At 69.0% G+C, this 24,738-nt stretch carries 21 protein-coding genes and 1 pseudogene; 2 read left to right on the top strand and 20 right to left on the bottom strand.

Going from position 1 to position 24,738, the window contains the following annotated elements; translation table 11 throughout:
* The first annotated feature begins 17 nt into the window (after window positions 1-17).
* Window positions 18-365: an RNA polymerase-binding protein RbpA gene (locus FJV46_RS13180; protein WP_043445375.1), complete on the top strand. Its 348-nt coding sequence runs from the start codon at window positions 18-20 to the stop codon at window positions 363-365.
* A 65-nt stretch (window positions 366-430) separates the two neighbouring features.
* On the opposite strand, the gene FJV46_RS13175 is transcribed toward FJV46_RS13180, so the two are convergent.
* The 18 genes and pseudogenes from FJV46_RS13175 to FJV46_RS13090 all read right to left on the bottom strand — a co-directional run bounded on the left by FJV46_RS13175 (window position 431) and on the right by FJV46_RS13090 (window position 21,402).
* Entirely contained in the window at window positions 431-1,156 is a 726-nt protein-coding gene (locus FJV46_RS13175; protein WP_087026877.1) for a polyprenol monophosphomannose synthase, read from the bottom strand.
* 479 nt (window positions 1,157-1,635) lie between these two features.
* Window positions 1,636-3,270 (bottom strand): amidohydrolase, encoded by a 1,635-nt coding sequence (locus FJV46_RS13170; protein ID WP_087026879.1) that lies wholly within the window; start codon window positions 3,268-3,270, stop codon window positions 1,636-1,638.
* Between the two features lie 76 nt (window positions 3,271-3,346).
* Window positions 3,347-6,172, bottom strand: a complete 2,826-nt coding sequence (locus FJV46_RS13165; RefSeq protein ID WP_087026881.1) for a DEAD/DEAH box helicase — start codon at window positions 6,170-6,172, stop codon at window positions 3,347-3,349.
* A gap of 82 nt (window positions 6,173-6,254) precedes the next feature.
* Window positions 6,255-7,040 (bottom strand): twin-arginine translocase subunit TatC, encoded by a 786-nt coding sequence (gene tatC, locus FJV46_RS13160; RefSeq protein ID WP_087026883.1) that lies wholly within the window; start codon window positions 7,038-7,040, stop codon window positions 6,255-6,257.
* Between the two features lie 69 nt (window positions 7,041-7,109).
* Window positions 7,110-7,475: a Sec-independent protein translocase subunit TatA gene (gene tatA, locus FJV46_RS13155; protein WP_087026884.1), complete on the bottom strand. Its 366-nt coding sequence runs from the start codon at window positions 7,473-7,475 to the stop codon at window positions 7,110-7,112.
* A gap of 37 nt (window positions 7,476-7,512) precedes the next feature.
* On the bottom strand, window positions 7,513-7,863 hold the full coding sequence (locus FJV46_RS13150) for a hypothetical protein (RefSeq protein ID WP_087026886.1): 351 nt from the start codon (window positions 7,861-7,863) through the stop codon (window positions 7,513-7,515).
* 9 nt (window positions 7,864-7,872) lie between these two features.
* Window positions 7,873-9,861: a helix-turn-helix transcriptional regulator gene (locus FJV46_RS13145; RefSeq protein ID WP_087026888.1), complete on the bottom strand. Its 1,989-nt coding sequence runs from the start codon at window positions 9,859-9,861 to the stop codon at window positions 7,873-7,875.
* 105 nt (window positions 9,862-9,966) lie between these two features.
* Complete coding sequence (locus tag FJV46_RS13140) at window positions 9,967-10,362, bottom strand: FKBP-type peptidyl-prolyl cis-trans isomerase (RefSeq protein ID WP_087026890.1); 396 nt, start codon at window positions 10,360-10,362, stop codon at window positions 9,967-9,969.
* A 43-nt stretch (window positions 10,363-10,405) separates the two neighbouring features.
* Window positions 10,406-11,371 carry an FKBP-type peptidyl-prolyl cis-trans isomerase gene (locus FJV46_RS13135; protein ID WP_158250101.1) on the bottom strand — a complete coding sequence of 322 codons (966 nt, stop codon included), beginning with the start codon at window positions 11,369-11,371 and terminating at the stop codon, window positions 10,406-10,408.
* 138 nt (window positions 11,372-11,509) lie between these two features.
* Window positions 11,510-12,871: a Pup--protein ligase gene (pafA, locus tag FJV46_RS13130; RefSeq protein ID WP_087026894.1), complete on the bottom strand. Its 1,362-nt coding sequence runs from the start codon at window positions 12,869-12,871 to the stop codon at window positions 11,510-11,512.
* Window positions 12,871-13,617, bottom strand: a complete 747-nt coding sequence (prcA, locus tag FJV46_RS13125; protein WP_087026895.1) for a proteasome subunit alpha — start codon at window positions 13,615-13,617, stop codon at window positions 12,871-12,873. Before prcA ends, pafA begins: the two co-directional genes overlap by 1 nt.
* 3 nt (window positions 13,618-13,620) lie before the next feature.
* Window positions 13,621-14,448: a proteasome subunit beta gene (gene prcB / locus FJV46_RS13120; RefSeq protein ID WP_087026897.1), complete on the bottom strand. Its 828-nt coding sequence runs from the start codon at window positions 14,446-14,448 to the stop codon at window positions 13,621-13,623.
* 3 nt (window positions 14,449-14,451) lie between these two features.
* Window positions 14,452-14,655: a ubiquitin-like protein Pup gene (locus tag FJV46_RS13115; protein WP_087027136.1), complete on the bottom strand. Its 204-nt coding sequence runs from the start codon at window positions 14,653-14,655 to the stop codon at window positions 14,452-14,454.
* Window positions 14,656-14,724: 69 nt separating this feature from the next.
* Entirely contained in the window at window positions 14,725-16,368 is a 1,644-nt protein-coding gene (gene dop / locus FJV46_RS13110; RefSeq protein ID WP_370684664.1) for a depupylase/deamidase Dop, read from the bottom strand.
* Window positions 16,368-18,050: pseudogene (arc, locus tag FJV46_RS13105) on the bottom strand (proteasome ATPase); the annotation flags it as partial. The gene dop and the pseudogene arc, both read right to left, overlap by 1 nt.
* Before the next feature lie 230 nt (window positions 18,051-18,280).
* A complete protein-coding gene (locus FJV46_RS13100) occupies window positions 18,281-19,369 on the bottom strand; it encodes a tRNA (adenine-N1)-methyltransferase (protein ID WP_087026900.1) in 1,089 nt (362 codons plus the stop codon).
* Between the two features lie 132 nt (window positions 19,370-19,501).
* Window positions 19,502-20,653, bottom strand: a complete 1,152-nt coding sequence (locus FJV46_RS13095) for a site-2 protease family protein (protein WP_087026903.1) — start codon at window positions 20,651-20,653, stop codon at window positions 19,502-19,504.
* Window positions 20,650-21,402: an HAD family hydrolase gene (locus FJV46_RS13090; RefSeq protein WP_087026905.1), complete on the bottom strand. Its 753-nt coding sequence runs from the start codon at window positions 21,400-21,402 to the stop codon at window positions 20,650-20,652. The genes FJV46_RS13095 and FJV46_RS13090 overlap by 4 nt, the downstream gene beginning before the upstream one ends.
* Before the next feature lie 173 nt (window positions 21,403-21,575).
* Between FJV46_RS13090 and FJV46_RS13085 the strand changes: the two genes are divergently transcribed.
* Window positions 21,576-22,466 (top strand): PAC2 family protein, encoded by an 891-nt coding sequence (locus FJV46_RS13085; protein ID WP_232008645.1) that lies wholly within the window; start codon window positions 21,576-21,578, stop codon window positions 22,464-22,466.
* 116 nt (window positions 22,467-22,582) lie between these two features.
* Here the strand turns inward: FJV46_RS13085 and mshC are convergent, their stop codons facing one another.
* Together mshC and FJV46_RS13075 are read right to left on the bottom strand one after the other, a co-directional pair.
* On the bottom strand, window positions 22,583-23,857 hold the full coding sequence (gene mshC / locus FJV46_RS13080; protein WP_087026907.1) for a cysteine--1-D-myo-inosityl 2-amino-2-deoxy-alpha-D-glucopyranoside ligase: 1,275 nt from the start codon (window positions 23,855-23,857) through the stop codon (window positions 22,583-22,585).
* 23 nt (window positions 23,858-23,880) lie between these two features.
* Complete coding sequence (locus FJV46_RS13075; RefSeq protein WP_087026909.1) at window positions 23,881-24,705, bottom strand: undecaprenyl-diphosphate phosphatase; 825 nt, start codon at window positions 24,703-24,705, stop codon at window positions 23,881-23,883.
* Window positions 24,706-24,738: the final 33 nt, after the last annotated feature.

Raw genomic sequence — 24,738 nt, 5'->3', positions numbered from 1 at the left:
GTGACAAGGAGAACAACATGAGCGATCGCAGCCTGCGCGGCATGCGCCTCGGAGCACAATCGATGGAAACCGAATCCGGCGTCGAGCCCGCTCCCCGCCAGCGGGTCGAGTACCGCTGCGAGGACGGCGAGCGGGTCTTCGTGACGTTCTCGTCCGAGGCCGACATCCCCGCGACCTGGGTCTCGAAGACCGGTAAGGAAGCGCTCCTCGTCGACGGCGAGAAGCCCGACACCTCGAACGACAAGCCGGTGCGGACCCACTGGGACATGCTCCTCGAGCGCCGTTCCGTCGAGGAGCTTGAGCAGATCCTCCAGGATCGCCTGACGATCCTCCGGGAGCGTCGCGGAGAGCGCCGCTCCGCCTGAACTACGAGGCCCGCAGTGACAGAAGGCACCCGCCGACGGCGGGTGCCTTCTGTCGTCGAGAGCGGTCAGGAACGGCCGGTGAGGGTTCTCCAGCGAGCCGACAGTCCCCAGCGGGTGACATTGGCGATGGCCTCGAGAACGATGTTGCCGCTCATTTTCGAGGCGCCCAGTTCGCGCTCCACGAACGTGATGGGAACTTCCACGATCGTGAGGCCGAGGCGTGCCACCCGGAAGGTCATGTCCACCTGGAAGCCGTAGCCGACGGACTCGACGGCGGAGAGGTCCAGCGTCTCGAGCGTGGATCGGCGGAAGGCGCGGAAGCCGGCCGTGATGTCGCGGACGGGCAGCCCCAGCATGAGTCGGGAGTAGGTGCTGCCGGCTCGGGACAGGAGCTTCCGGTGCGCAGGCCAGTTCACCACGCTCCCCCCGCTGACCCAACGGCTGCCGATCACGAGGTCCGCACGGTCCACGGCGTCGAGGAGGCTCTGCAGCTGCTCCGGTTTGTGCGATCCGTCGGCGTCCATCTCCACGAGCACCTCGTAGTCGCGCTCGAGCCCCCAGCGGAACCCGGCGATGTACGCCGCCCCGAGGCCCTCCTTGCCGGTCCGGTGGAGGACATGCACCTGAGGATCCGCCGCCGCGGCGCGGTCGGCCAGGTCCCCGGTACCGTCCGGGCTGTTGTCGTCGACGATCAGGACATCGGACGCGGGGACAGCCGCGCGCAGCCGCGCCAGGGTCAGCGGGAGCGACTCGATCTCGTTGTACGTGGGGATGATCGTGACGACTCGCACGCAGGTGGGCCTTTCCATCGGGAATGCGCATCGCGCAGGGACTGCCCCGCACGCGGAGCCAGTTTGCAAGTATAGGCGAAGGGCCTGATCGCGGTCCGGCCGTCGGCCGCCCGGGCCGTGCCCCGACGGGCCTCAGGCAGGTCCACGCACCTTCGTACCGGTGCCGGCACGGATGCAGACACCGTTTTCTACTGATGCGCGGACCTGCCCTTGTGAGTGCCGGCCCCACCGTGACGGGCAACGCGCGCCATTGAAGAAGGCCGATGCGCTGCGCTTGTGGAGACCAGCCAGGTTCCCTCCCGCGGGAGTTCCTCTAACCCGTAGGGCAAAAGCTTACGTGCTGTGGAGTGGGTGTCAACGGGCCCCTGACCTGCACAAACGCCCTTCGGTGCAGGTCAGCGGGTGGTTTGTTCGCCCACAGAACTTAACCTGTCCGGCGTCGCCCCGCGGTCTCCACCCGGTCCGGATTCTCCTGCTGCTCAGGCAGCCGCGAACCCCTCCGCCGCGAACAGCTGCACCCCACCGTGCACGGTCTGGAGGCATCGCGGAGCGTTCTCGGTGTCGAGCGCGGGGAGCAGTGGCGTGCCCGCCCGCGGGTCGGTGCTCCACGACTGCACCCGGTTGTCCGGTGTCTGCACCATCAGCTCGTCGACCTGCCACACGGCGAACGACGCCGGGGTCCCCGGAGCCAGCTGACCCATCATCGGGCTGCCGCCGGACAACCGCCAACTCGCCCGAGTGTGGGCGATGAACGCTGCCCGGGCCGAGATGTTCTCCGCCCCGCTGCTGTGCTGCAGGCAGGCCCGGACCGATGCCCAGGGGTCCAGCGGCGTGACGGGGCTGTCCGACCCGAGTGCCACCAGGACGCCCGCCGAGAGGAGGGAGGCGAAGCGGTTCATCCCCGCGCGCCGCTCCCCCAACCGCTGCTCGTACAGTCCTCCCTCGACACCCCACAGAGCATCGAACACGGGCTGGCCGCTGACGGCCACCCCGAAGTGCACGAGCGCTGCGATCGCGGCGTCGTCGGCCATCTCGACGTGCTCCAGCCGGTGGCGCGCCCGGCGCACCTCCTCGATCCCCAACTCCCGGGCAGTTCGCTCCAAGCCCCGCAACACGACGTCGAGTCCGGCGTCACCGATGACGTGGAAGCCCGCCTGCACGGTCTCGGCGGTCGCGGCCATCAGATGGGCCGCGACGTCCTCCTCGGTCAGGTACAGCGTGCCGCGCGACTCCTGGTCGTCCGCATAGGGCTCCCGCAGGGCGGCTGTGCGGGAGCCGATCGAGCCGTCGACGTTGAGATCTCCGGCGAGCCCGGCGAGTCTGCCGTCGAATCCCTGCATGAGCGCTCCGACCTCCGCCCTCGTGGACGTCAGCTCGGCCCAGTAGGGAATCACCTCCGGCAGCGGGAGTGCCCCGCCGGGTCCATCGACCGAGAGCAGCGTCTCGAGGTCCTCGCGTGGCGCGATGTGGGGCGCAGCCATCTCGGTGACCGCGACATATCCGCGCGACGCGGCGTGCAGCAGGGCGGCCTGCTGATAGGAACGGCGCTGCTCCGCGTCGAGGCGCCGGGTGGCCTGGCGTGCCGCGACGTGTGCGGCGCGCACCACGAAGCCGTCCGTCCAGCCGTCCACCGCGGCCAGGCCCAGTCCCGCCGCCAGGGTTCCCGAGACGACCGCCGAATGGATGTCCGCGCGCACGAGGTACACGAGCGCGCCCCGACTGGCGCGATCGAGCTCCGCCGCCGTCGGGATCCGCTTCCCGGGCCACTGCGACTCGTCCCAGCCGAAACCGAGGATCGTCGTCGCCCCGGCGTCGGCCGCCGCGGCCACGGCGTCCAGGAGGTCCCCCAGCGACCGGCAGGACGTCAGGTCGAGCGAGCCGAGCGCTATCCCGGTCTCCGTCACGTGGGCGTGTGCGTCGACGAACCCGGGGGTGACGAGTGCACCGTCGAGATCCACGCTTCGGACGTCGGGGCCCGCGAGATTCGTGGCGGCATGCTCGGTGCCGACCCAGGCAAGGGTGTCGCCGTCGACCAGCATGGCGGTCGCGAAGGGATCCGCCGGACTGTAGACCGAGCCGTTGCGGTAGAGGACGGGGCGCTGTGGAGTGGGCATCGCGATGCTGGAGGGCTTTCCGTAGGGGATGGTCGGAGGGGTGCTGGGAGGGCGTGCGGCAGGCCTGAATCGGCCGCTATTCACTGATGTTCGAGTATGCCACCACGCCCCGGCGAACCAGCCTGATGGCACGCACGCACGACTGCTGCAGACCCGCGGGCAGGTCCGGGACCTTCGCCAGCTGATCGAGGAGATCGATCACCTGCTTCGTCCAGCGCACGAAATCTCCTGCCGCGAGTTCCGTGCCGCTGAGCGCCGCCTGCAGGGAACGGCCCTGCGCCCACTTGAACATCGGCCAGACGAGGGAGAGTTCCGGCTCCCCCGTGACAGGAAGCCGGTGCTGCTCCTCCACGTCGTTGAGCTGCGACCACTGGCGGACGATGGTCTCGACGGAGCCCTCCAGGGCGATGCTCGGCATCACCGGCCGCACTCCACGCTCCTCGCGCTTGGCCTGGTAGACCAGCACCGTGGTGAGCGCCGCGAGCTCGGCGGCGTCGAGCTCGGTGAAGGCCCCCGCCTCGATGCACAGGGCGATCAGGAGGTCCTTCTCACCATAGATCCTGCGCAGTTTCTGGCCGGCCGCGCTGACCACCACGGCATCCTCCCGGCGCTCGAGGTAGCCGTAGTGCGCCAGGACCTCGGACACCCGGTCGAAGGTCTTGGCGATGGTGTTGGTGCGGCCGCGGATCTGGCCTGCGAGCTTGTCAGTCTCGCGGCGCAGCTTCCACCATCGTTCGGCCCATCGGGCGTGCTGTTCGCGTTCGCTGCACCCGTGGCAGGGGTGGGCCCGCAGGCGACGGCGGAGTTCGGTGATGGCCCGCTCCTCCGCGGCGGCGGATGCCGAGTAGCCTGCCGCGATCCGGTCCGCGCCGTTGCGGGGCGGCCGGTTGTCGCGCAGTGCGTCGCGGAGGGACGAGGTGAGGTCCCGCCGGTCCTTCGGGCTCCGCGCGCTGAAGTGCTTCGGGATGCGGATCCTCGACAGCACCTGGACCGGTCCGTCGAGGTCCTGCACACCGACGCGCCGAATCTGCGTCTCGAGCGTCAGGACCGTGGGCCGGGGCTCGCGCGACGTGTCGCTGTCCAGGACCACGGCGAATCCCTGGCTCCGCCCGCCCGGAACGTCGATGACGTCTCCCGGCCGCAACGACTCGAGGGATGCCTCTGCCGCGGACCGAAGGGTCCGGGAGCGATCGCGGGACGCATTCGACTCGAGGTCGGAGAGCTCCCTCCGCAGATTCGCGTACTCGCGGAAGTCGCCGAGGTGGCAGGTCATCGACTTCTCGTAGCCCCGGAGGGACTCCTCGCGGCTGCGCACCTGCTTCGCGAGCCCGACGACGGAGCGGTCCGCCTGGAACTGCGCGAAGGAGGTCTCGAGGATCTCCCGCGATCGGGCCTGCCCGAACTGCCCCACGAGGTTGATGCTCATGTTGTAGGTGGGGCGGAAACTCGAGTTCAGCGGGTACGTCCGGCGTGATGCCAGGCCCGCGACGGCACCGGGATCCGTGCCGGGCGGCCAGAGCACGACGGCGTGGCCCTCGACGTCGATACCCCGTCGTCCGGCCCTGCCTGTCAGCTGCGTGTACTCCCCCGCCGTCACGTTGACGTGCGCCTCGCCGTTGAACTTGTCGAGCTTCTCGAGGACGACGGTGCGGGCGGGCATGTTCACACCGAGAGCGAGCGTCTCGGTCGCGAAGACCGCCTTCACGAGTCCCGCCGCGAACAGGCGCTCCACGATCTCCTTGAAGGTGGGCAGCATCCCGGCGTGGTGGGCCGTGAAGCCCCGGATGAGGCCCTCCCGCCAGGTCCAGAAACCGAGGATCTCGAGGTCGTCCCGTGGGATGTCCATCGTCGCGGCATCGATCGTCGCGCTGATCTCGTCCCGCTCGTCCTCCGTGGTCAGCCAGAGCCCGGCGTGCAGGCACTGGGACACGGCGCCCTCGCACCCGGCGCGGGAGAAGATGAAGGTGATCGCGGGGAGCAGATCCGCGCGGTCCAGCACGCTGATCACCTGCGGTCTCGTGGCGCGCCGCACGACGGTCTGCTGCGGCGGCCCGCCGCGGCCGCCGTTCCGCGACTTGCCGCGACGTCCACCGGCACCCCAGTTGGCACGCTGGTTGAGTCTGATCTCGTTGCTCGCGAGGTCGAGCAGTTCGGGATTGACGTCGTACTGGTCGCGGGCTCCGGCCTCGGCGCCCGCCGGTGCGGCCTCGTCGAACGCGATGTCGCCGGCGAAGAGATCGATCAGGTTCTGGCCGACCATGACGTGCTGCCAGAGGGGAACGGGACGGTGTTCGGACACGACGACGTCCGTATCGCCCCGGACCGTGTCGAGCCACGCACCGAACTCCTCCGCGTTGGAGACGGTCGCACTGAGCGACACGAGCTTCACCTCGGTGGGGAGGTGGATGATGACCTCCTCCCACACGGCACCGCGGAAGCGGTCGGCGAGGTAGTGCACCTCGTCCATGACGACGTACCCGAGGTTGTCGAGGGCGTCGGAGTCCGCGTACAGCATGTTGCGCAGCACCTCGGTGGTCATGACGATGACGTCTGCGTCCGCGTTGATGCTCGTGTCGCCGGTCAACAGACCGACCCGTTCGCTGCCGTGGACCGCGGCGAGCTCCGAGTACTTCTGGTTGCTGAGGGCCTTGATGGGTGTGGTGTAGAACGCCTTGAGGCCGCGCTGCAGTGCCATGAAGACGGCGAACTCACCGACAACCGTCTTGCCCGCGCCGGTCGGAGCCGCGACGAGCACTCCCCTGCCGTTCTCGAGCGACGTGCAGGCTTCCGTCTGGAACGGGTCGAGCTCGAAGTCGACTGTCTGCTCGAACCTGGACAGCTGGGTCCGGGAGTGCGTCGAACGGGCCTTCGCAGCTGCATATCTCTCCGCGGGGGTGCTCATTTCTCCACCCTAGACGCATCGCGGGGCCGGGTATGCCGTGTACGCGCAGAGCGTGGGGACTGCCCGTGGGAGGCCGTCCGCGTTACAGGTCCTCGAGCCTGGTGGCCCGGTCCGCACCCGCCTCGACGGCTTCTTCCCGTGCGGCGTTCCGGCGGGCGCGCCGCCTGTCGTTGAGCAGGCACAGGCCGATCGCGACGAAGAACAATAGGAGCAGGGGCACAGCCAGGTAGAACATGCTCAGCGCATCGCCGCCGGGGGCCGCCATCGCGGCGAACAGGCACACGAGGAACACCGTGATCCGCCACGCTTTCAGGATCTGTCGTCCGGAGAGGAGTCCCACCAGATTGAGACCGAACAGGATCACGGGCAACAGGAACGCGATCCCGAACGCCAGCATCAGTCGCAGCACGAACGCGAAATAGACGGTGACGCTGATCAGGTTGGAGAACTGGTCGGGGGTGAAATCCGTCAGGACCCGCACCGCGTTGGGCAGGATCAGCCAGGCGAGGTAGATACCGGCGAGGAACAGCGGGACGGCGACGGCGATGAACCCGAGCGCGGTGCGGCGTTCCTTGGTTCTCAGCCCCGGGGTGATGAACGCCCACAGCTGGTAGAGCCAGACCGGGCTGGAGATCACGACACCCAGGAAGATGGACACCTGGATGAGCAGGTCGAAGGGGGAGGCCGCCGTGTCGAAGTTCAGGGACGCGGTCCGGCCGTCCTGCCGGTCGATCGCCACGATCGGAGCCCCGAGGGCTTCCAGGACCGGGTCATAGAGGAAGAAGCCGGCCACCGTGCCGACGAGCACGGCCAGGGCGGACTTGAACAGACGGTTGCGGGCCTCGCGCAGGTGCTCCTTGAGGGCCATCCTGCCCTCCGGGTTCGCCTTCCTGCCGCGTGCGCCTGCTTGTGCGGGTGACACGGGAACGGACTCCGGCTACTGGTTGGTGTGCGACGAACCGCTCTGCTGGGACGGACCCGGCTGCGACGGACCGGGCTGGGACGTCGGGCTGTCGGCTCGTCCGTCGCCCTGATAGCGCGGAGGCTCCTGGTGGGCGGGTTGCCCGGGCGCCGGGGACGTCGGCGTATACGTCTGCGGTGCGGGGTTGGAGACCACACGGCCCTCGACGGGGTCCGTGCCGGTCTCGCCGGTGTTGTTCTCGTCCTTCATCTGCTTCACCTCGGACTTGAAGATCCGCAGCGACTGGCCGACGCTGCGGGCGAGGCCCGGGAGCTTCGGCGCTCCGAAGAGAACGATCGCAAGAACGATGATGATGACGATGTGCCAGCCTTCGAGCCTCATGCCCAATTCCTCTCGTTGATCCCCTGCACAGTTTAGGTCACAGGTGGGGCATGTCCTGCAGGAGCTGTGGCTGTCCGAGCCTGTCACGCGTCCGGACGCGCCTGCTGCGGCGATCGTCCCTGCGGCGCGTCGCGGCCAGCTCGCGCGCGCCACGCACGTCCTCGGGCGCGGAGAAGACTGCGGGAATCGGGATGCCGGTCAGCGTGGACGGGGTACGCGCAGCCCCCGCCGATGGTGGGACGTTCACCTCCAGGCGATCCATGGCTTCCCCGAATTCACCGAGTGTTCGCATCCCGCGTCGGAACACGCGGTAGCCCACCACCACCAGGAAAATGGCACTTACGGCCACCACCGCGACCCAGAGTACGATCCACATCCACCACAGCATGGGATCAGTCTAGGCCAGCCTCTGGTGCGCCCGGGCTGCCTGCAGCCACCGGAGGGTCTCCTCGCGGAGGTCCTCCGGGCCGACGACGGCGGCTCCACCGCCCAGCCCTGCCACCAGGCCGGGGATCCAGGAGGTCGAGGCGACCCTCAACCGTGCCGCCAGCCGGTCCTCACCCAGTTCCTCGACAGCGTCCGCGTTGTACTGGTCCGCGATCCAGCGGGCCCTCGGCTCGAGGACCAGCGTCACCGCATGGTCCGAGGAACCTGAGCGGTAGGGCGACGCCGACCGGCGGCCGCGCGCCAGCGACGCCTCGTCCACGTTCGCCGTCGCCGGCTGGTCCGTCAGCGAGGCACTCTGGATTCGGTCGAGACGGAAGTTGCGCAGCCCGTCCGAGTCGACGCACCAGGCCTCGAGGTACCACGTGTCCTGGTGCAGGAAGATCCTGATCGGTTCCAGCAGACGGTGCGTGATCTCGTCACGCGTCGGGACGAAGTAGTCCACTTCGACGCGGACGCCGGTCTGCAGCGCAGCCTGCAGGACCTCGAGCGTCGGGTCGATGTCGTCCTCGGTCAGCTTGGTCGCCACGGCCGTGCCGATGTGGGCGGCGTCCCCGGCTGCCGCCGTGAGCTTCGTCTGGGCACTGACGATTGCCTCGTTGTTCCGCATGCCGGGGAGTTCCCGGAGCGCCTGCAGACCGACGATCAGTGAGCAGGCCTCGTCCATGCTCAGCTTGACCGGCTCCGCGAGATCGCGTGCGTTGGTCAGGTAGATCCTGCCGTCCTCGATGTTCACGTCCATGAGGGCGTCGGGGTAGTGCCGCGGCCCACTGACGAACAGGAGGTCGAGGTCCTTGGTGAGCTGGCTCTCCGTGACGTCGAACTTCCGTGCGGTCTCCCCCACTTCGGACCCTGGGTGGGCCAGCAGATAGGGCACGAGGTCGAGCAGGCGCAGCAGATGGTCCTGGGAGGACGACTTCCGCCGCGGAACCGGTCGGATCCCCTCCGTGATCTCGAGCCCGTGCGGCGCGGCGAGGGCTGCCTCGTAGGCGCTCTCCAGCAGGCGTGCCACCTGGGCCGCGAGGTCCTGGGGCTCCTCGACCCGGGCGTTGACGCCGAGGCCCGCGATGGTCGCCGCCATCGGACTCGATGCGGCGTACGGCACGCGGAGGGTGTCCCACTCCTCGCCCGTCTGCAGGACCTCCGCGTCCTTGCGGACCCTCAGCACCTGGCAGGAGCCGGGACGCAGGGCGACGACGGCGGTGCGGTCCGGCTCGCTGCGTGACAGGGAGGAGAGCGTCGCGTTCATGTCGAAGGACGCCGGGACGTCGAAGGTCCCCTTCAGTACTGCCGGTTCGCCCGTCATGCGCGACAGCCGGAAGAATCGCTCGGCCTCGCGGAGGGTGTCGTACCCCACCACGTACCAGTGGCCGAACCGCGCGCCCATGCCCCAGGGGTGGATGGTCCGCACCTCCTCACGGCCCGTGCTCGCCGCCCGGTAGGGGAAGCGCAGGGGGCTGCGCGACGTCAGGGCGAGCCACACGACGTCCCAGTAGGGAGCGTCCGTGGTGATGCGCGGCTGGATGAGCGGCGTGAGTTCCGTTCCGCCGTCGGAGCTGCGGGAGCTGAGCTTCCGCAGCGCCCGGGAGGCCGCCGAGTCGAGCGATCCCTGATCCCAGACACCGGCGGCCAGGTTGAGGACGGCGTACTCCTCCGGGAGGAACGTCACTCCGCCGAGCCGGTAGTCCTCGGCGCTGATGCGGTAGCGCTGGACCGTGTTGTCGTTGTCGAAGAGGGTGTCCTCGCTGAAGGCTTCGAGGGGGATCCCCTGCTCCCGGAGTGCGGCCTTGTCCCGGTCGAAGAGCTTCTCCCGGGCCGCGACGGACGTTGCCTCCCGGTACAGATCGATCTCCTCGAACAATTCCTCCTTGGTAAACCCGCGGCGGCTCGACAGGAGCATGATCACGAGGGTGAGCAGGCGTTCGGTACGTTTTGCAGACACGGGGAAACCCTACCCTCGCCGACGTGGCGGAAGGGACGCGGGCCGGGCAGCCCGCGTCCCTTCCGGAAATGTCCAGGGCAGGACCTGCCCTGGTGCGGATTCGTCCTAGCGGACGCCCAGCAGATCCACGACGAAGATCAGCGCCTCGTTCGGGCCGATCGCCGACCCTGCTCCGGCGGCGCCGTAGGCGAGGTTCGACGGGATCTCCAGCCGACGCCGACCGCCGACCTTCATCCCGAGCAGACCCTGGTCCCAGCCCTGGATGACCTGGCCCACGCCCACCTTGAAATCGAGCGGGGTGCCCCGGTTCCAGGACGCGTCGAACTCCTCGCCGGTGGAGAAGGCGACGCCCACATAGTGGGTCGAGACGGTCTGACCCGCCTTGGCCTCCTCACCCTTGCCCTCGATCAGGTCCTCGATCACGAGATCGGTGGGGGCGTCGTGGCCGGGGAAGTCGATCTCCGGCTTCTGGCGGTCGAAATCGCGCTGACCGAATGACATGGGTTCTCCTCTGGTGCGGTGGATGGAACTGCTGGTGTGCGCCCTACTGGGCGGGGTCGACCTTCTCGGTGATCTCGACGAAGAAGACGAGCGTGCCGGAGGGGCGGCCCTCTTGCGCGGGGTCCCCGTAGGCCCACGGCGCGGGGATGACGAGGAGCACCTGCGAGCCCACCTTCAGGCCGCTCAGGCCCTTCGTCCAGCCCTCGATCACGCCGGTGAGCGGGAACTCGGAGGCTTCTCCGCGCTCGAAGCTCGAATCGAACTGCTCGCCGTCCTCCCAGCGCCAGCCACTGTAGTTCGCCTTGATGGTGTCGGCCTCGGTGATCACCTCGCCGGTGCCCTCCTTGAGGACCTTGACCACGAGGTCGTCCGACGGCTCGTTGTCCGGGATGCTGACCTCGGGTGCGCCGTCCTCGGTGAAGGTGAACGTGGGCAGGCGGCCTTCGTCGTCGAGCGTCTGCACGTCCTCGGGTGAGAGGACCTCCGGCTCGGGCGGCGGCTGCTCGGCCGAGAGGACCTTGAGGACGAGGATCTGCTCGGGTGTGTCCGCTGCTCCCTCGGCGGCCTCGGGGGCCGGGGAGGAGAAGGCGACCTGGGCCCCGACCTTGGAACCGATGAGGACCTCGAACAGCTCGGGGAACTCCTGCTTGAACGTGTCGTCGAGGGGCAGGACCTGTGGTTCGCCCTGGCTGTAGGTCTCGCCGAGGACCGAGCCGTCCTCCGCGTTCAGCGCGACCAGCTTGACGCCGATCTGCTGCCCGGCTTCGATCTCGTCGCCGTCGCCCTCGGCGACGGTCTTGGCGGCGGCTTCTCTGGTGTCGATGGGCGCGTCGAACTCGACGGTGGGTGCCTCGTCGTCGGACCCGCCGCTGACGGTCACCGAGTCGAAGATCTCGCCTGCACCTGCTGCGTTGCCGGCGTCGCGGCCGGTCAGGTTGTCCGTCGTGGGCCCGCCACAGGCGGTGAGGACCACCAGCAGCGGAAGGAGGATTGTGAGTACTTTTCGCACGGGACTACTTTCGGGTTGGTATCCGGTCCGGACCGCCTGCAGAGCAATGGGCCTCGACAAGCCTAACGGGTGCGGCCGCGCTGGTGCTCCCGGGAAGAAGGGGTTGCACGGCGGGGACGTTCAGAGGGCACCTGCCGGTCACAGCTGCTGCAACAACGCCTCGACGCGCTCGTCGACGGACGTGAACGGGTCCTTGCAGAGGATGGTCTGCTGGGCGCGGTCGTTGAGCTTGAGGTGCACCCAGTCGACCGTGTAGTCGCGGTTCGCTTCCTTGGCCCGTCGGACGAACTCGCCCCGCAGCCTGGCGCGCGTGGTCTGCGGTGGGAGGTCGACGGCCTCCTTGACGGTGGTCTCCTCGACCACCCGCGCGGCCTCCCCGCGCGCCTGCAACAGGAAGAAGAGACCTCGGGATCGCGAGATGTCGTGGTAGGTCAGGTCCAGCTGCGCTGCCTTGGCGGAATCGAGGTCCCCGCCCGAGCGCAGCAGGTAGCGGTCGATCAGCTTCTTCTTGATGGCCCAGTCGATCTCGGTGTCGACGGCCGAGGTGTTGCCGGTCTCCACCGCATCCAGGACCCGCTGCCAGAGGTCCAGGACCGCGGGCACGTGCTCGTTGTGGACGCCGTTCTGCTCGACGAAGGCGGAGACCCGGGCCAGGTACTCGCGCTGCATCTCGAGCGCCGTCATCTGCCGCCCGTTCGCCAGCTTCAGCAGCTGGCGACCGCTGAGGTCGTGGGAGATCTCCCGGATGCTCCGGATCGGGTTCTCCAGCCGGAAGTCGCGCATCAGCTCCCCGGCCTCGACCATGCGCAGCAGCAGGTCCACCGAGCCGATCTTCAGCAGCGTGGTGGTCTCGGACATGTTCGAGTCGCCGGCGATCACGTGGAGGCGCCGGTAGTGCTCTGCGTCAGCGTGCGGTTCATCCCGGGTGTTGATGATGGGACGGGAGCGGGTGGTGGCCGAGGAGATTCCCTCCCACAGGTGGTCGGCACGCTGGGAGAAGGCGTAGAGGGCGCCGGTCTGTGTCTTCAGCACCTTGCCGGCGCCGACGAGCAGCTGGCGCGTGACGAGGAACGGGATCAGGATGTCTGCGAGCCGCGCGAATTCGAGCTTGCGCGGGATCAGATAGTTCTCATGGCTCCCGTAGGAGTTACCCGCGGAGTCCGTGTTGTTCTTGAACAGGTAGATCCGGCCGTCGTAACCCTCCTGGGCGAGCTTCCGCTGCGCCTCCCCGACGAGATCCTCCAGGATCAGCTCCCCGGCGCGGTCGTGGGCGATGAGCTGCGCGAGGTCGTCGCACTCCGCCGTCGCGTACTCGGGATGGGAGCCGACGTCCAGGTAGAGGCGGGAGCCGTTCGTGAGGAAGACGTTGGACGACCGGCCCCAGCTGACCACCTTGCGGAAGAGGTAGCGTGCGACCTCCTCGGGGGACAGCGGGCGCGAGTTGGGCCCCGAGTAGGAGATCCCGAACTCGGTCTCGACACCGAAGATGCGGCGTTCCATCAGGCGTCCTCCCCCTGCTCGAGCAGGTGCTCCAGCTCCGGGCCGCCGATCCGGCGGAAGGCTCGGCGGCTCCCACGCAGGGTGTCCGGGTCGCGTTCGAGGAAGGCGACCTCGAGGAGCGTCGGGTCCACGGGCTGCGAGGAGGGCTGCGGGTCACCCGCGCCCGGCGTGGCCAGGCCGTCGTGGCGCAGTGACCGGGCTGCGGCACGGACCGCCTCCGGGAGGCTGAGCTCCGCGCTCCAGTTTTCCCGCAGACCGTCCACGACGGCGTCCGCGGCACCCCCCATGACCACGAAGCCCGTCTCGTCGGCGATGGAGCCGTCGAACGTGAGGCGGTACAGGTGGTCGCTGTTCTGGGTGCGTCCCACCTCCGCCACCACGAGTTCCACCTCGAAGGGCTTGCTCTCGGCCGTGAAGACGGCGCCCAGGCTCTGCGCGTAGACGCTCGCGAGGCCGCGGGCCGTGACGTCCTCACGCGCGTAGGAGTATCCGCGGACGTCGGCGTAGCGCACCCCGGCCTGCCGGAGGCTCTCGAACTCGTTGTACTTGCCGACCGCGGCGAAGGCGATGCGGTCGTAGATCTCGCCGAGCTTGTGCAGGGACGGCGACGGATTCTCGGCGACGAGGGCGATACCGTCGCGGCAGCTCATCACCACCACGGACCGGCCCCGCCCGATGCCCTTCCGCGCGAAGTCCGCGCGGTCCTTCATCAGCTGTTCGGGCGAGACGTAGAACTGCTGGGTCATGACCTATGCCTCTCTTCCCGCGGACGACCGCGCCCCGATGATGGCGTGCGCCACGAGTTCCAGGTCGCGCTCCGGGATACGCCGTGCTCCTGCGCCGTCGACGACATAGACCACAGGCCAGAGACCACGCACGGTGTCGGGTCCGCCGGTCGCGGAATCGTCGTCGGCCGCGTCGTAGAGCGCCTCGACCGCGACGCGCACCGCCGAGGCCTCGTCCAGGCGCGGACTCCACAGTTTCTTCAGGGCACCCCTGGCGAACACCGAGCCGGAGCCCACCGAGTGATGCTCGTGCTCCTCGTACCGCCCACCCGTGACGTCGAAGGAGAAGAGACGGCCCACGTGACGGTCGGTGTCGAACCCTGCGAAGAGGGGGACGACGGCGAGTCCCTGCATGGCCATGGGCAGATTCTGCCGGACCATGGCCGCGAGGCGGTTCGCCTTGCCGTCGAGACTCATCATGGTGGCCTCGATCTTCTCGTAGTGCTCGAGCTCCACCTGGAAGAGGCGTGTCAGGTCCAGGCCGATACCGGCGCTACCGGCGATGCCGAGGACGGAGAAGTGGTCGGCGGGGAACACCTTCTCGATGTGCCGGCTCGCGATCACATTGCCCATCGTCGCCCGGCGGTCGCCGGCCATCAGCACTCCCCCGGGGAACGTCAGTGACACGATCGTGGTGGCATGCGGGGCGAGATGGGAGGCATCGGTGGAGGCCGTCACGGGGCCGAGCGTCCGATTGGTCGGCAGCAGGCCCGGATGGTGCTCACCGAGGTAGGCGGTGAAGGAGGCCGAGGCGGCCCGGGGAACCGCAGCCGCTGCATCGTCCGGGAGCATCCGCTACTGGCCGCCCTTCTGCACGAACCCGCGCACGAACTCCTCGGCATTGGACTCGAGGACGCCGTCGATCTCATCGAGCAGATCGTCCACGCCCTGCGTCTGGGCGGACTCCTGGGCGGCGGGCGCGGCCGGCGCGGGTTCGGGGAGTTCCTCCGCCGATTCCGAGGACGAGCCGCCGGTGGAGATGCGGTCCTGTGAAGCCATGATGGCCACCCTTTCGTGGTCGCGATGCGTGCGCTGACGTGCTTCGTGCGGTGCTTCCTGCTGCGCTTCCTATGGTGCCACGCGTCGATCCGGGCCGCTCAGTAATCGGGCCAGGAAGTCCTCGGCATCGGCAGCTGCGTCGAACAACTCCGCGGTGAGCTCCGCCGTGCCCCGCAGCGGCTCGCGGGTCTGCACCCGCTGCAACCGGCGCTCGCCTGCCAGCTCGAAGATGAGCGAATCCCAACTGGCGCCGACCACCTGCGCGGGATACTCGGCGATACAGCGCCCCCGGAAGTAGGCGCGTGTGTCGCGGGGAGGTTCGACGGCGGCCCGGGCGACGTCCGCGGCAGCGACGAGCAGTTCGACGTCGCCGCGCCGGGCCAGGCGCTGGTAGATCCCCTTCTCGGGGCGCAGATCCGCGTACTGCAGGTCGACGAGCGCGAGCCGGGCATCGGTCCAGGCGAGCCCGTCCCGCTGCCGGTAGGCCTCGAGGACCTTCAGTTTCGCGATCCAGTCGACCTGCCGGGCCGCGTCCATCGGATCCCGCCGGAGCGTCGTGAGCAGGGACTGCCAGCGCTCGACGACGTCGCGCGTCTGCTCGTCGGCGTCCGGGGGAAGCGCAGCCGTCACCGCCTCGCAGTACACCTCCTGCAGATCGAGCCCGCTCAGGGACCTGCCGTCCATCAGCCTGACGGTCGCCCTGAGGGACGGGTCGTGACTGATCGCCTGCAGGGCCCCCACGGGATCCTCGAGGGCGGGGACCGGGGCGAGCCCCTGCTCGATCAGCGCGAGGACCAGCGCCGTGGTTCCCGTCTTCAGGTAGTTGGACACCTCGTGGAGATTCGCGTCGCCGATGATGACGTGCAGCCGACGGTACTTCTCCGCAACGGCATGCGGCTCGTCCCGTGTGTTGATGATGGGGCGCCGCACCGTGGTCTCCAGGCCTATCTCGTTCTCGAAGAAGTCGGCGCGCTGGCTGATCTGGAAGCCCGGTTCCTGGTTGAGGGGCCCGATTCCCACCCGGCCGGCGCCGCAGATGACTTGCCGTGACACGAAGAACGGGATGAGTCCCTCCGCGAGCCCGGAGAACGGCACGCTCCGCGGGACGAGGTAGTTCTCGTGGGATCCGTAGGAGACGCTCTTGTTGTCCGTGTTGTTCTTGTAGAGGATCACCGGTGAGAATCCGGGTGTCGCGGCGATCCGCTCCATCGCGGCCACGGCGACACTGTCTCCCGCCCGGTCCCACAGGACGGCGTCGAGCGGGTTGGTCACCTCGGGAGAGGAGTACTCGGGGTGCGCGTGGTCGACGTAGAGCCGCGCACCGTTGTTCAGGACGAGATTCATGAGGACCGCCGCCTCGGTGGGCTCGCCGCGTTCTAGGGCGATCTGCTCGGCGGTCAGTTCCACCGGCTCGTCGGTCAGCTGGCTGGGGTGCGCCCGGTCCCGGTCCATCCTGAAACCCCGCGCGTCGGTCAGCGGGGTCTCGTCGGTGTAGTCCCAGCGGGTGCCCGCGAGATTGCCCAGGCCTTCACGCAGCGTCGCGGCGTAGGCGTTGACCACCTGCGAGGCGAGCAGGGTGGGATTGGCGGACGGGGCGCCGGGCGCGATGATCCCGTATTCGGTCTCCGTCCCCATGACCCGATGGACGGAGATGCCTTCACCGACGGGCGGGAGCCCGGCCCGGGAGCCCTCGCGCCGTCCACCCGTGTCCATCACAGATACTGGCCCGTATTCGCCGTGGTCTCGATGGACTTGCCCGGCTCCTGCCCGGCCTTGCCCTGCACGATGGTCCTGATGTAAGTGATCCGCTCGCCCTTCTTGCCGGAGATCCGGGCCCAGTCGTCCGGGTTGGTGGTGTTCGGCATGTCCTCGTGCTCGCGGAACTCGTCCACCACGGCACGCATCAGGTGCTCGATCCGCAGCCCCTTGCTCCCGTCCAGCAGCAGGTCCTTGATCGCGTACTTCTTCGCACGGTCCACGACGTTCTGGATGACGGCCCCGGAGTTGAAATCCTTGAAGTAGAGCATCTCGGTGTCGCCGTTGGCGTAGGTCACCTCGAGGTACTCGTTGGACTTGTCCGTCGAGTACATCTGCTCCACGGTGCGTCGGATCATCTCGGAGATGGTCGTCCGCGTGTCTCCCCCGTTCTCGGCGAGGTCGTCCGCGTGCAGCGGGAGGTCCGGGGTGATGTACTTCGCGAAGATCTCGGCCGCGCCCTCGGCATCGGGCCGCTGGATCTTGATCTTCACGTCCAGGCGACCGGGGCGCAGGATGGCGGGGTCGATCATGTCCTCGCGGTTCGAGGCGCCGATGACGATCACGTTCTCGAGCTTCTCGACGCCGTCGATCTCGCTCAGTAGCTGCGGCACGATCGTGGTCTCCACGTCGGAGGACACACCGGTGCCGCGCGTGCGGAACAGCGAGTCCATCTCGTCGAAGAACACGACGACCGGACTCCCGTCCGAGGCCTTCTCACGCGCACGGGCGAAGATGAGGCGGATGTGGCGCTCGGTCTCGCCGACGTACTTGTCCAGCAGCTCCGGCCCCTTGATGTTGAGGAAGTAGCTGCGGATCTGCTCGAGGCCGGCGCGTTCTGCGGCACGTGCGGCGAGGGAGTTGGCCACGGCCTTCGCGATCAGGGTCTTCCCGCAGCCGGGAGGGCCGTAGAGGAGGATCCCCTTGGGTGGTTTGAGGCCGTGTTCGCGGTACAGGTCCGGGTGCAGGAAGGGCAGTTCGACGGCGTCGCGGATCTGTTCGATCTGCGGACCCAGGCCGCCGATGTCGCCGTACGCGATGTCCGGCACCTCCTCCAGCACGAGGTTCTCGACCTCGCTGCGGGGCACCTTCTCGAGTCCGTAGCCTGATTTCGTGTCGACCGCGAGGGCGTCGCCCACGCGGATTTTCGCGGCCTGCAACGGTCCGCTGAGCCTGATGACGCGCTCGTCGTCGGTCCGTCCCACCACGAGGGCGCGGTCCGTCCCCATGAGCTCCTTGACCGTGACCAGTTCACCCGCCCGCTCGTAGCCGAGTGCCGCCACGATCGTGAGGGACTCGTTCAGGAGGACTTCCTGGCCGGCGGCGAGCTGCCGCACGCTGATGAGGGGACTGACCGTCACACGGAGCTTGCGTCCGGACTGGAGGATGTCCGCCGTGTCCTGCACCGTCGCCTCGGTGGTGGTGCCCGGTTCGCTGGGCCGCTTCGGATTGACCTGCATCACGGTCGCGAAACTGAAGGGTGCCGCCCCCTCCTTCTCGAGCGCCGCCTTCAGCCGGACGATCTCCGTCCGTGCGGCCTCGAGGGCGCTGACGAGTTTCCCGTTGTTCTGGGTGGCCGCGGCCAGTTGCCGATCGATGTGGCGCAGCTTGTCGCGCAGGACGTTCAGCTGACGCTGGGCCATCGCCGCGTCGGCTGACGCCGCCGGCGTGGTGCCCCGCTGGTCAGCGGCGGACGTGTTGTCGTCGGATTCCGGCATTGCTGCTCGCCACCTCTTGATCGTTCCGTCGGCTGTCTTTCGACCTTAGCGCAGACCCCACCCCACGGAGCCCACGGGCAGCCCGCGTGACGTCCGGGGGTTGACGACGCCGCCCGCCGCCCCTCCGGCGACAGCCACAGCACGCGTCGCCGCTACTCGACCGTGCCGCCCTCCGCAAGGGCGTCGCGTCGCGCCTGTGCCTCCTCAGGAGGAAGCGAGCCGCGCTGGATGGTCGAGGCGGCGTCGCGTGCCACCCGGCGGAGACGCTTGTCGGAGACCTCGCGCTCGCCGACGGCCTGCGGCGTCCACGCGTTGAGGTCCTCCTCGCTGAAGCCGGTCTTGGAGGGACGGCGCTTCGGGGTGAACCCGACCGCACCGTCGGCGAGCCGCCGCGTGGTCAGCAGGAAGCCCGTGTGGGCGACCATCCGGTGGTCCGGGCGGACCGCGAGCCCCTCCAGGTGCCAGCCGCGCACCATGGACTCCCAGCCCTCCGGCTCGGTGAACCGTCCGTCGGCTCGGATGGCCTCCGCTGTCCTCGAGAGCTGAGTGACGGTCGCGACGTAACTGATCCAGACCCCACCCGGGGCGAGGACGGTGGCTACGGCGTCGAGGCACTCCCAGGGCGCGAGCATGTCGAGGACCACGCGGTCCACCGATCCGGGCTCCTCGTGCTCCACGACCTGCTCCTGGAAGTCGCCGAGGGTGATCTGCCAGGCCGGGTGCGGACCGCCGAAGATGGTCTCGACGTTGCCGCGGGCGATGTCGGCGAACTCCTCGCGGCGCTCGAAGGAGTGGAGGTAGCCGGAGTCGCCGACGGCGCGCAGCAGCGAGATCGACAACGCGCCGGACCCGACGCCTGCCTCGACCACGCGCGAGCCGGGATAGATGTCTGCCATCGTGACGATCTGGCCGGCATCCTTGGGGTAGACGACTGCGGCTCCGCGCGGCATGGACAGCACGAAGTCGGACAGCAGCGGTCGGAGGGCCTGGTACAGCTGACCGCTCGTGTTCTCGAGGATGGTCCCCTCGGCCGTGCCGATGATGGCGTCGTGCTGCAGGAAGCCCTTGTGGGTGTGGAACGCTCCTCCAGGCGTGAGGGTGACGGTGTTCATCCGGCCCTTCTCGTCCGTGAGCTGCACGCGCTCGCCGGGTCGGAAGGGCCCGCGACGGGCCGCTGCTCCGTGCGGAGCCGGTCCGGCAGCGGGGGTCGGGATCGGTCGGGTGGTCGGCGTATCGCTCATGGGGATCCTTCGGCAGGCGCCGGGCGAACCGGCATGGATGAGACAGGTGTGTGAGGCAGGTGTATGAGGTGGTGGAGGTTCAGCGGATGGAGAGGTCGGAGGGCCGGTCGCGCCTGGGTGCTACCAGCGACATCAGGCGCCCGGGGCGTTCTTCCCGGTGATGGCCCGGACCACCGTGCGCTGATGCAGCACACCGGTGACGACGCCCCGCCGATCGACCACGGCGTACTCGTTCCCTTCGAGGCGGGCGAGGAACTGGACCAGTTCCTGGCCCTCCGCCGACTCCGGAACGTAGGCGCCCGCGGCGAGTCGACGGGCAGCAGCGTCGACGGACGTGGAGCCCGCGACCTCCTCGGGGACGGCGCGGAGGGCAGGCTCGTCGACGACGGCCTCGGGAATCCCCGATGGTCCGGTGAGCACGACGGCCGCGCCCGGCTGCTCACGCAGCAGCCGCCGCGCCGCGAGGACCGTCGTCCCTGCGGGCAGCCCGACGGCGCGCTGCTGCAGCCGCCCGGCGCTGATCCTCGGCAGGCGCAGTCGCATCTTCGCATTCTCGATCGCGGCCGTGGCTCCCATCCAGAGGAAGGCTCCCATGACCACGGCAAGGAGGATCACGGTGAGATCCGGACCACGGCCCTGGGCCAGTGGGAGCCCGATCACCAGTCCGAGGAGCAGGATCACGATGATCCGGCCGGCCCATCCCGCCGCAACCGTCCCCTTCTCCTGGCTGCCCGTCGCCTTCCACACGGCGCTCTCCACGAGGCGGCCACCGTCGAGGGGCAGCCCCGGGAGGACGTTGAAGACCGCGACGAGCAGATTGGCCCACACCAGGATCGTGGCGAGGAGGTAGGTGACGGTTCCCGGGGTCATGGTCTGCAGGAGTCCCCACCCGAGGGCAGCGAGCACGAAGTTGGCGGCCGGCCCGGCCAGCGCCACCAGGAGGGACCGCCCGGGCGAGGCGTTGAAACTGGCGAACTGCGTGTGGCCGCCCCACAGGTTCAGGACGATCCTCGTGGTCGGCCACCCGAACGAGCGCGCCGTGAGTGCGTGGGCGAGTTCGTGGATGAGCACGGACGCGGCGAGCAGGAGCGCATACCCCAGCGCGACGGCGTAGGCACCCAGGCCGATCCCGGGGAAGGCATTGGTGACGCGGGGACCGAAGACCAGCACGATGAACACCGTGACGACGAACCAGGACCAGGCGAGGACCACGGGGATCCCGGCGATCCGGCCCAGTGACAGTCCCGGGCTCCGCTCGGCCCTGGCCGGAGGGGTGGCGGTCACGCGCGCCGCTCCAGCAGGGCGGCGAGGTCCAGCGCCGTCCGGCCCTGCAGGGTCTCCCAGTCGGTGCGGCGTTCATCGGCCGGCAGAGCGACGAAATGGGGCACCGCGAGGGTCACCAGACCGGCTCCCAGGGCCGACGTCACGCCCGGCAGGGAGTCCTCGATGGCGATCACGCGGTCCTTCCGGAGACCGGGTACCTCCGACGCCAGCAGGTCGAATCCCAGCTGGTAGGCCTCAGGGTCCGGCTTGCCCGAGCGCACGCGATCCCCGGTGACGAGGTGCGAGAACGTGCCCTCCGGGAGTCGCGACGCGACGGCGGTGGCGAGCAGGGGCTCGGACATCGTGACCATCGCGCAGGGCACCTCCCTGCGTCGCAGGTCGGCGAGCAGCTCGCGGGCTCCCGGGCGCCAGGGGACGGCCTGCGCGACGGCGGCTGCCACGCGGCCCGTCAGGTGTTCGATGATCGAACGGATCCCGAGGTCCACCCCCGCCTCCTGGAGCAGCCCTGCGGAGAAGTCGAGCGCCTGACCCACGAGGGCCGTGGCCTGCTCGGTGCTCCAGGTACCGCCGTGCTCCTCCACGAGATCCTTCTCCGCCCGGATCCAGTACGGCTCCGTGTCCACGATCGTGCCGTCCATGTCCCACAGCACGCCCTGCAGTCCGTGAAGGTTCCCGCCGGTCGGATCGGTGGCGGGGAGCGGCGCCGTTCGGGCAAGAGTCTGGACGCTTCCGAGAGGGTGGTTGGCCATATCCCCAAGTCTACGTTCCCCCCTTGACAGGGGATGGACGACAAGGGATGGACGCCCGTTCTGCCCTGTCGGTGGAGCGGGCGCCGGCAGGGCAGCCGTGCATCGCATCAGCTCTCCGCGTAGCCGGCCAAGCCTTCCTGACATGCCCGAGCGGCGGGGTCTAGGGTGAGAACGTGGACAGCTTCGAGGAACAGCAGCCGACCGGCGTTCAGGATCTCTTCCAGGACGCGGCCGAGCCAGAGCGGCGGATCACCGTCATGCTCGCAGCCTTCGAGGGCTGGAACGACGCCGGCGAGGCTGCGAGTGACGCCCTGAAGTACATGGGCCGGTTCTTCGGCAGCGAACGCATCTCCACGATCGATGCGGACGAGTTCTACGACTTCCAGTTCACGCGTCCCATGATCAAGCGGAACTCCTCGGGGCAGCGCCGCATCAAGTGGCCCAACACCAGGATCAGCAAGGCCGTGGTGCCGGGTTCCACCGTCGACCTGATCCTCGTCAACGGCGTGGAACCCTCGTACAAGTGGCGCGCGTACACCGCGGAGCTGGTGGCACTCGCGAAGGAGCTCAGTGTCGACTGCATCGTGCTGGTCGGCGCACTCCTTGCAGACGTGCCGCATTCGAGGCCCATCCCGGTGACCGTGACATCGGACGACGACCTGGTGCGGGAGAGCCTCGACGTCGAGCCCTCCACGTACGAGGGCCCGATCGGGATCGTGGGCGTCCTGGCGGAGATGGGACTGCTCGCGGACATCCCGACCATGTCGCTGTGGGCCGCGGTCCCGCATTACGTGGGGCAGTCGCCGTCGCCGAAGGCGCAGCTCGCGCTCCTCAACCGACTCGAGGAACTCCTGCAGATCTCCGTGGAAACTCACGTCCTGACCGAGGAATCGGAGGCCTGGGAGCGCGGCGTCGACGAACTCGCCACCGAGGACCCCGAGGTGGCCGCCTATGTGCGGCAGCTGGAGGAGGCGAAGGACACGGTGGACCTTCCCGAAGCCAGCGGCGAGTCGATCGCGCGCGAGTTCGAGCGGTACCTCAAGAAACGGCGGCGCGAGCAGTAGCAGCCTTGCCGCGTCACCCCGCGTAGCGGCCCCGGGCTCAGGAGCTGCCTTGCCCTGTACGGGCCCGGTCTCCACGCAGGCGCAGGGGCTCCGCCCTCGGACGGGGGCGGGCTCCGCTACAGCCGGACGCCGAGCAGTGCGTCCAGGGCGTCCGCCACGGCCCGCGTGTGAGTGCCCGTGCCGCCACGTGCAGCGGCGCCCTCCGCCCAGGTGTCGACCGCCGCGAGTGCGGACGGTGCGTCGAGGTCGGCACCGAGGTGGTCCCGCACCCCCTGCACGACGACGGCGGCGTCGCTCTCCCCCGCGCACGCGGCGGCCGCACGCCACGCGGCGAGTCTCGTCGTCGCGCGCTCCAGGGCGTCGTCCGTCCAGGACCAGTCCGAACGGTAGTGGTGGGCGAGGATCGCGAGCCGGATCGCCGCAGGATCCACGCCTGACCGCCGCAGCGTCGAGACGAGGACGAGGTTCCCCCGCGACTTGCTCATCTTCCCGCCGTCATACCCCACCATCCCCGCATGGGCGTAGTGCTGGGCGAGGGGCGTGCCGCCTGCCGCCCAGGCGTGCGACGCGCTCATCTCGTGGTGGGGGAAGACGAGGTCCGATCCCCCGCCCTGCACGGTGAACGGCGCCGGGAGGAAACGCCGGGCTATCACGGCGCATTCGATGTGCCACCCGGGCCGGCCGTCGCCGAGGGATGCTCCCGACCAGCTGGGCTCGCCCTCCCGGGCCGTCCGCCAGAGCAGTGGATCGAGCGCGTTACGCTTGTGCGGGCGCGTCGGATCGCCCCCGCGTTCGGCGGACAGGGCGAGCATGGTCTGCGCCTCGAGGTGGGAGACCTGCCCCAGGAACCACCGTGCGTCGTCGCCCTCGTCGAGCCGGGCGACCGCATCGAGGGAGAAGTAGATGTCGCCGTCGGGTTCGCTCCCCGCACCGGGGACCGGGTACGCAAGACCGCGCGCCACCAGCGCCTCGACCGCCGGGACGATCCAGTCGATGGCCTCGACGGCTCCGATGTAGTGATCCGGCGGCAGGACGTTCAGCGCTTCCATGTCCTCGCGGAACAGGGCGATCTGGTGGGCGGCGAGCTCCTGCCACGGAACGCCGGTCGCCGTCGCCCGTTCCAGCAGCGGATCGTCGACGTCGGTGACGTTCTGAACGTAGGCAACCGTGGCACCGGCATCACGCCAGGTGCGGTTCAGGAGGTCGAAGGCGACGTAGGTGGCAGCGTGGCCGAGATGCGTGGCGTCATAGGGGGTGATGCCGCACACATAGAGGCTGCGCTGCCCGCCCGGCTCGAACCGGACCGTGTCCTGCCGGGCGGTGTCGAAGAGGCTGACGCCCGAACGGGTGCCGACGAGGTCCGGCACAGGGGCTGCATTCCAGGAAATCACACGTTCCAGCTTACGGCGCGGCGTCAGGCGCTGATGACACCCAATCCGAGGAGCACGTAGAGAGCCAGCCCGAGGGCTATCCGGTACCCCACGAAGAGGCCGTAGCCGCGCGTGGTCACGAATTTGAGGAACCACCCGATGATCGCGAAGCCGACCACGAAGGCCACGACGGTGGCGAGCGCCGTCTCGGGTAGGGCGTAGGGGCCGGGTTCGTCGTAGCTCTTGACGAGCTGGAACACGCCGCTGCCGAACACGGCCGGGATCGCCAGGAGGAACGAATAGCGAGCCGCTGCTTCGCGGGTGTAGCCCATGAGCAGGCCGGCCGTGATGGTTCCACCGGAGCGCGACACGCCCGGGACGAGCGCCAGCGCCTGCGCGAATCCGTACAGGATGCCGTGGCGGTAGGTGAGACTGCGGAGGTCGCGCGTCTGCCGTCCGACGTGGTCCGCGACCCCGAGGATCAGCCCGAACACGATCAGCATGGTCGCCACGATCCACATGCTGCGGAACGTGCTCTCGATCTGGTCCTGGAAGAGGAGGCCCAGCACCACGATCGGGATACTGCCGAGGATCACCAGCCACCCCATGCGGGCATCGGGATCATCGCGGGGCACCGTCCCCCGCAGGGCCCCGAACCAGGCCCTGATGATGCGCACGATATCCCGCCAGAAGAAGACGACGACGGCGGTCTCCGTACCCAGCTGGGTGATCGCGGTGAAGGCCGCACCAGGATCCTGGGCGTTCGGCAGGAGTTCGCCGACGATCCGCAGATGCGCGCTCGACGAGATGGGGAGGAACTCCGTGAGGCCCTGGACGAGTCCCAGGATGATCGCTTCTATCCAATGCACGCTCTCGACCCTAAGGCATCCGGCCGGGGACAG

The organism is Arthrobacter agilis (assembly GCF_006494655.1).
Classification (GTDB): domain Bacteria; phylum Actinomycetota; class Actinomycetes; order Actinomycetales; family Micrococcaceae; genus Arthrobacter_D; species Arthrobacter_D agilis.
This window is presented reverse-complemented; position numbering and strand designations above follow the sequence as displayed.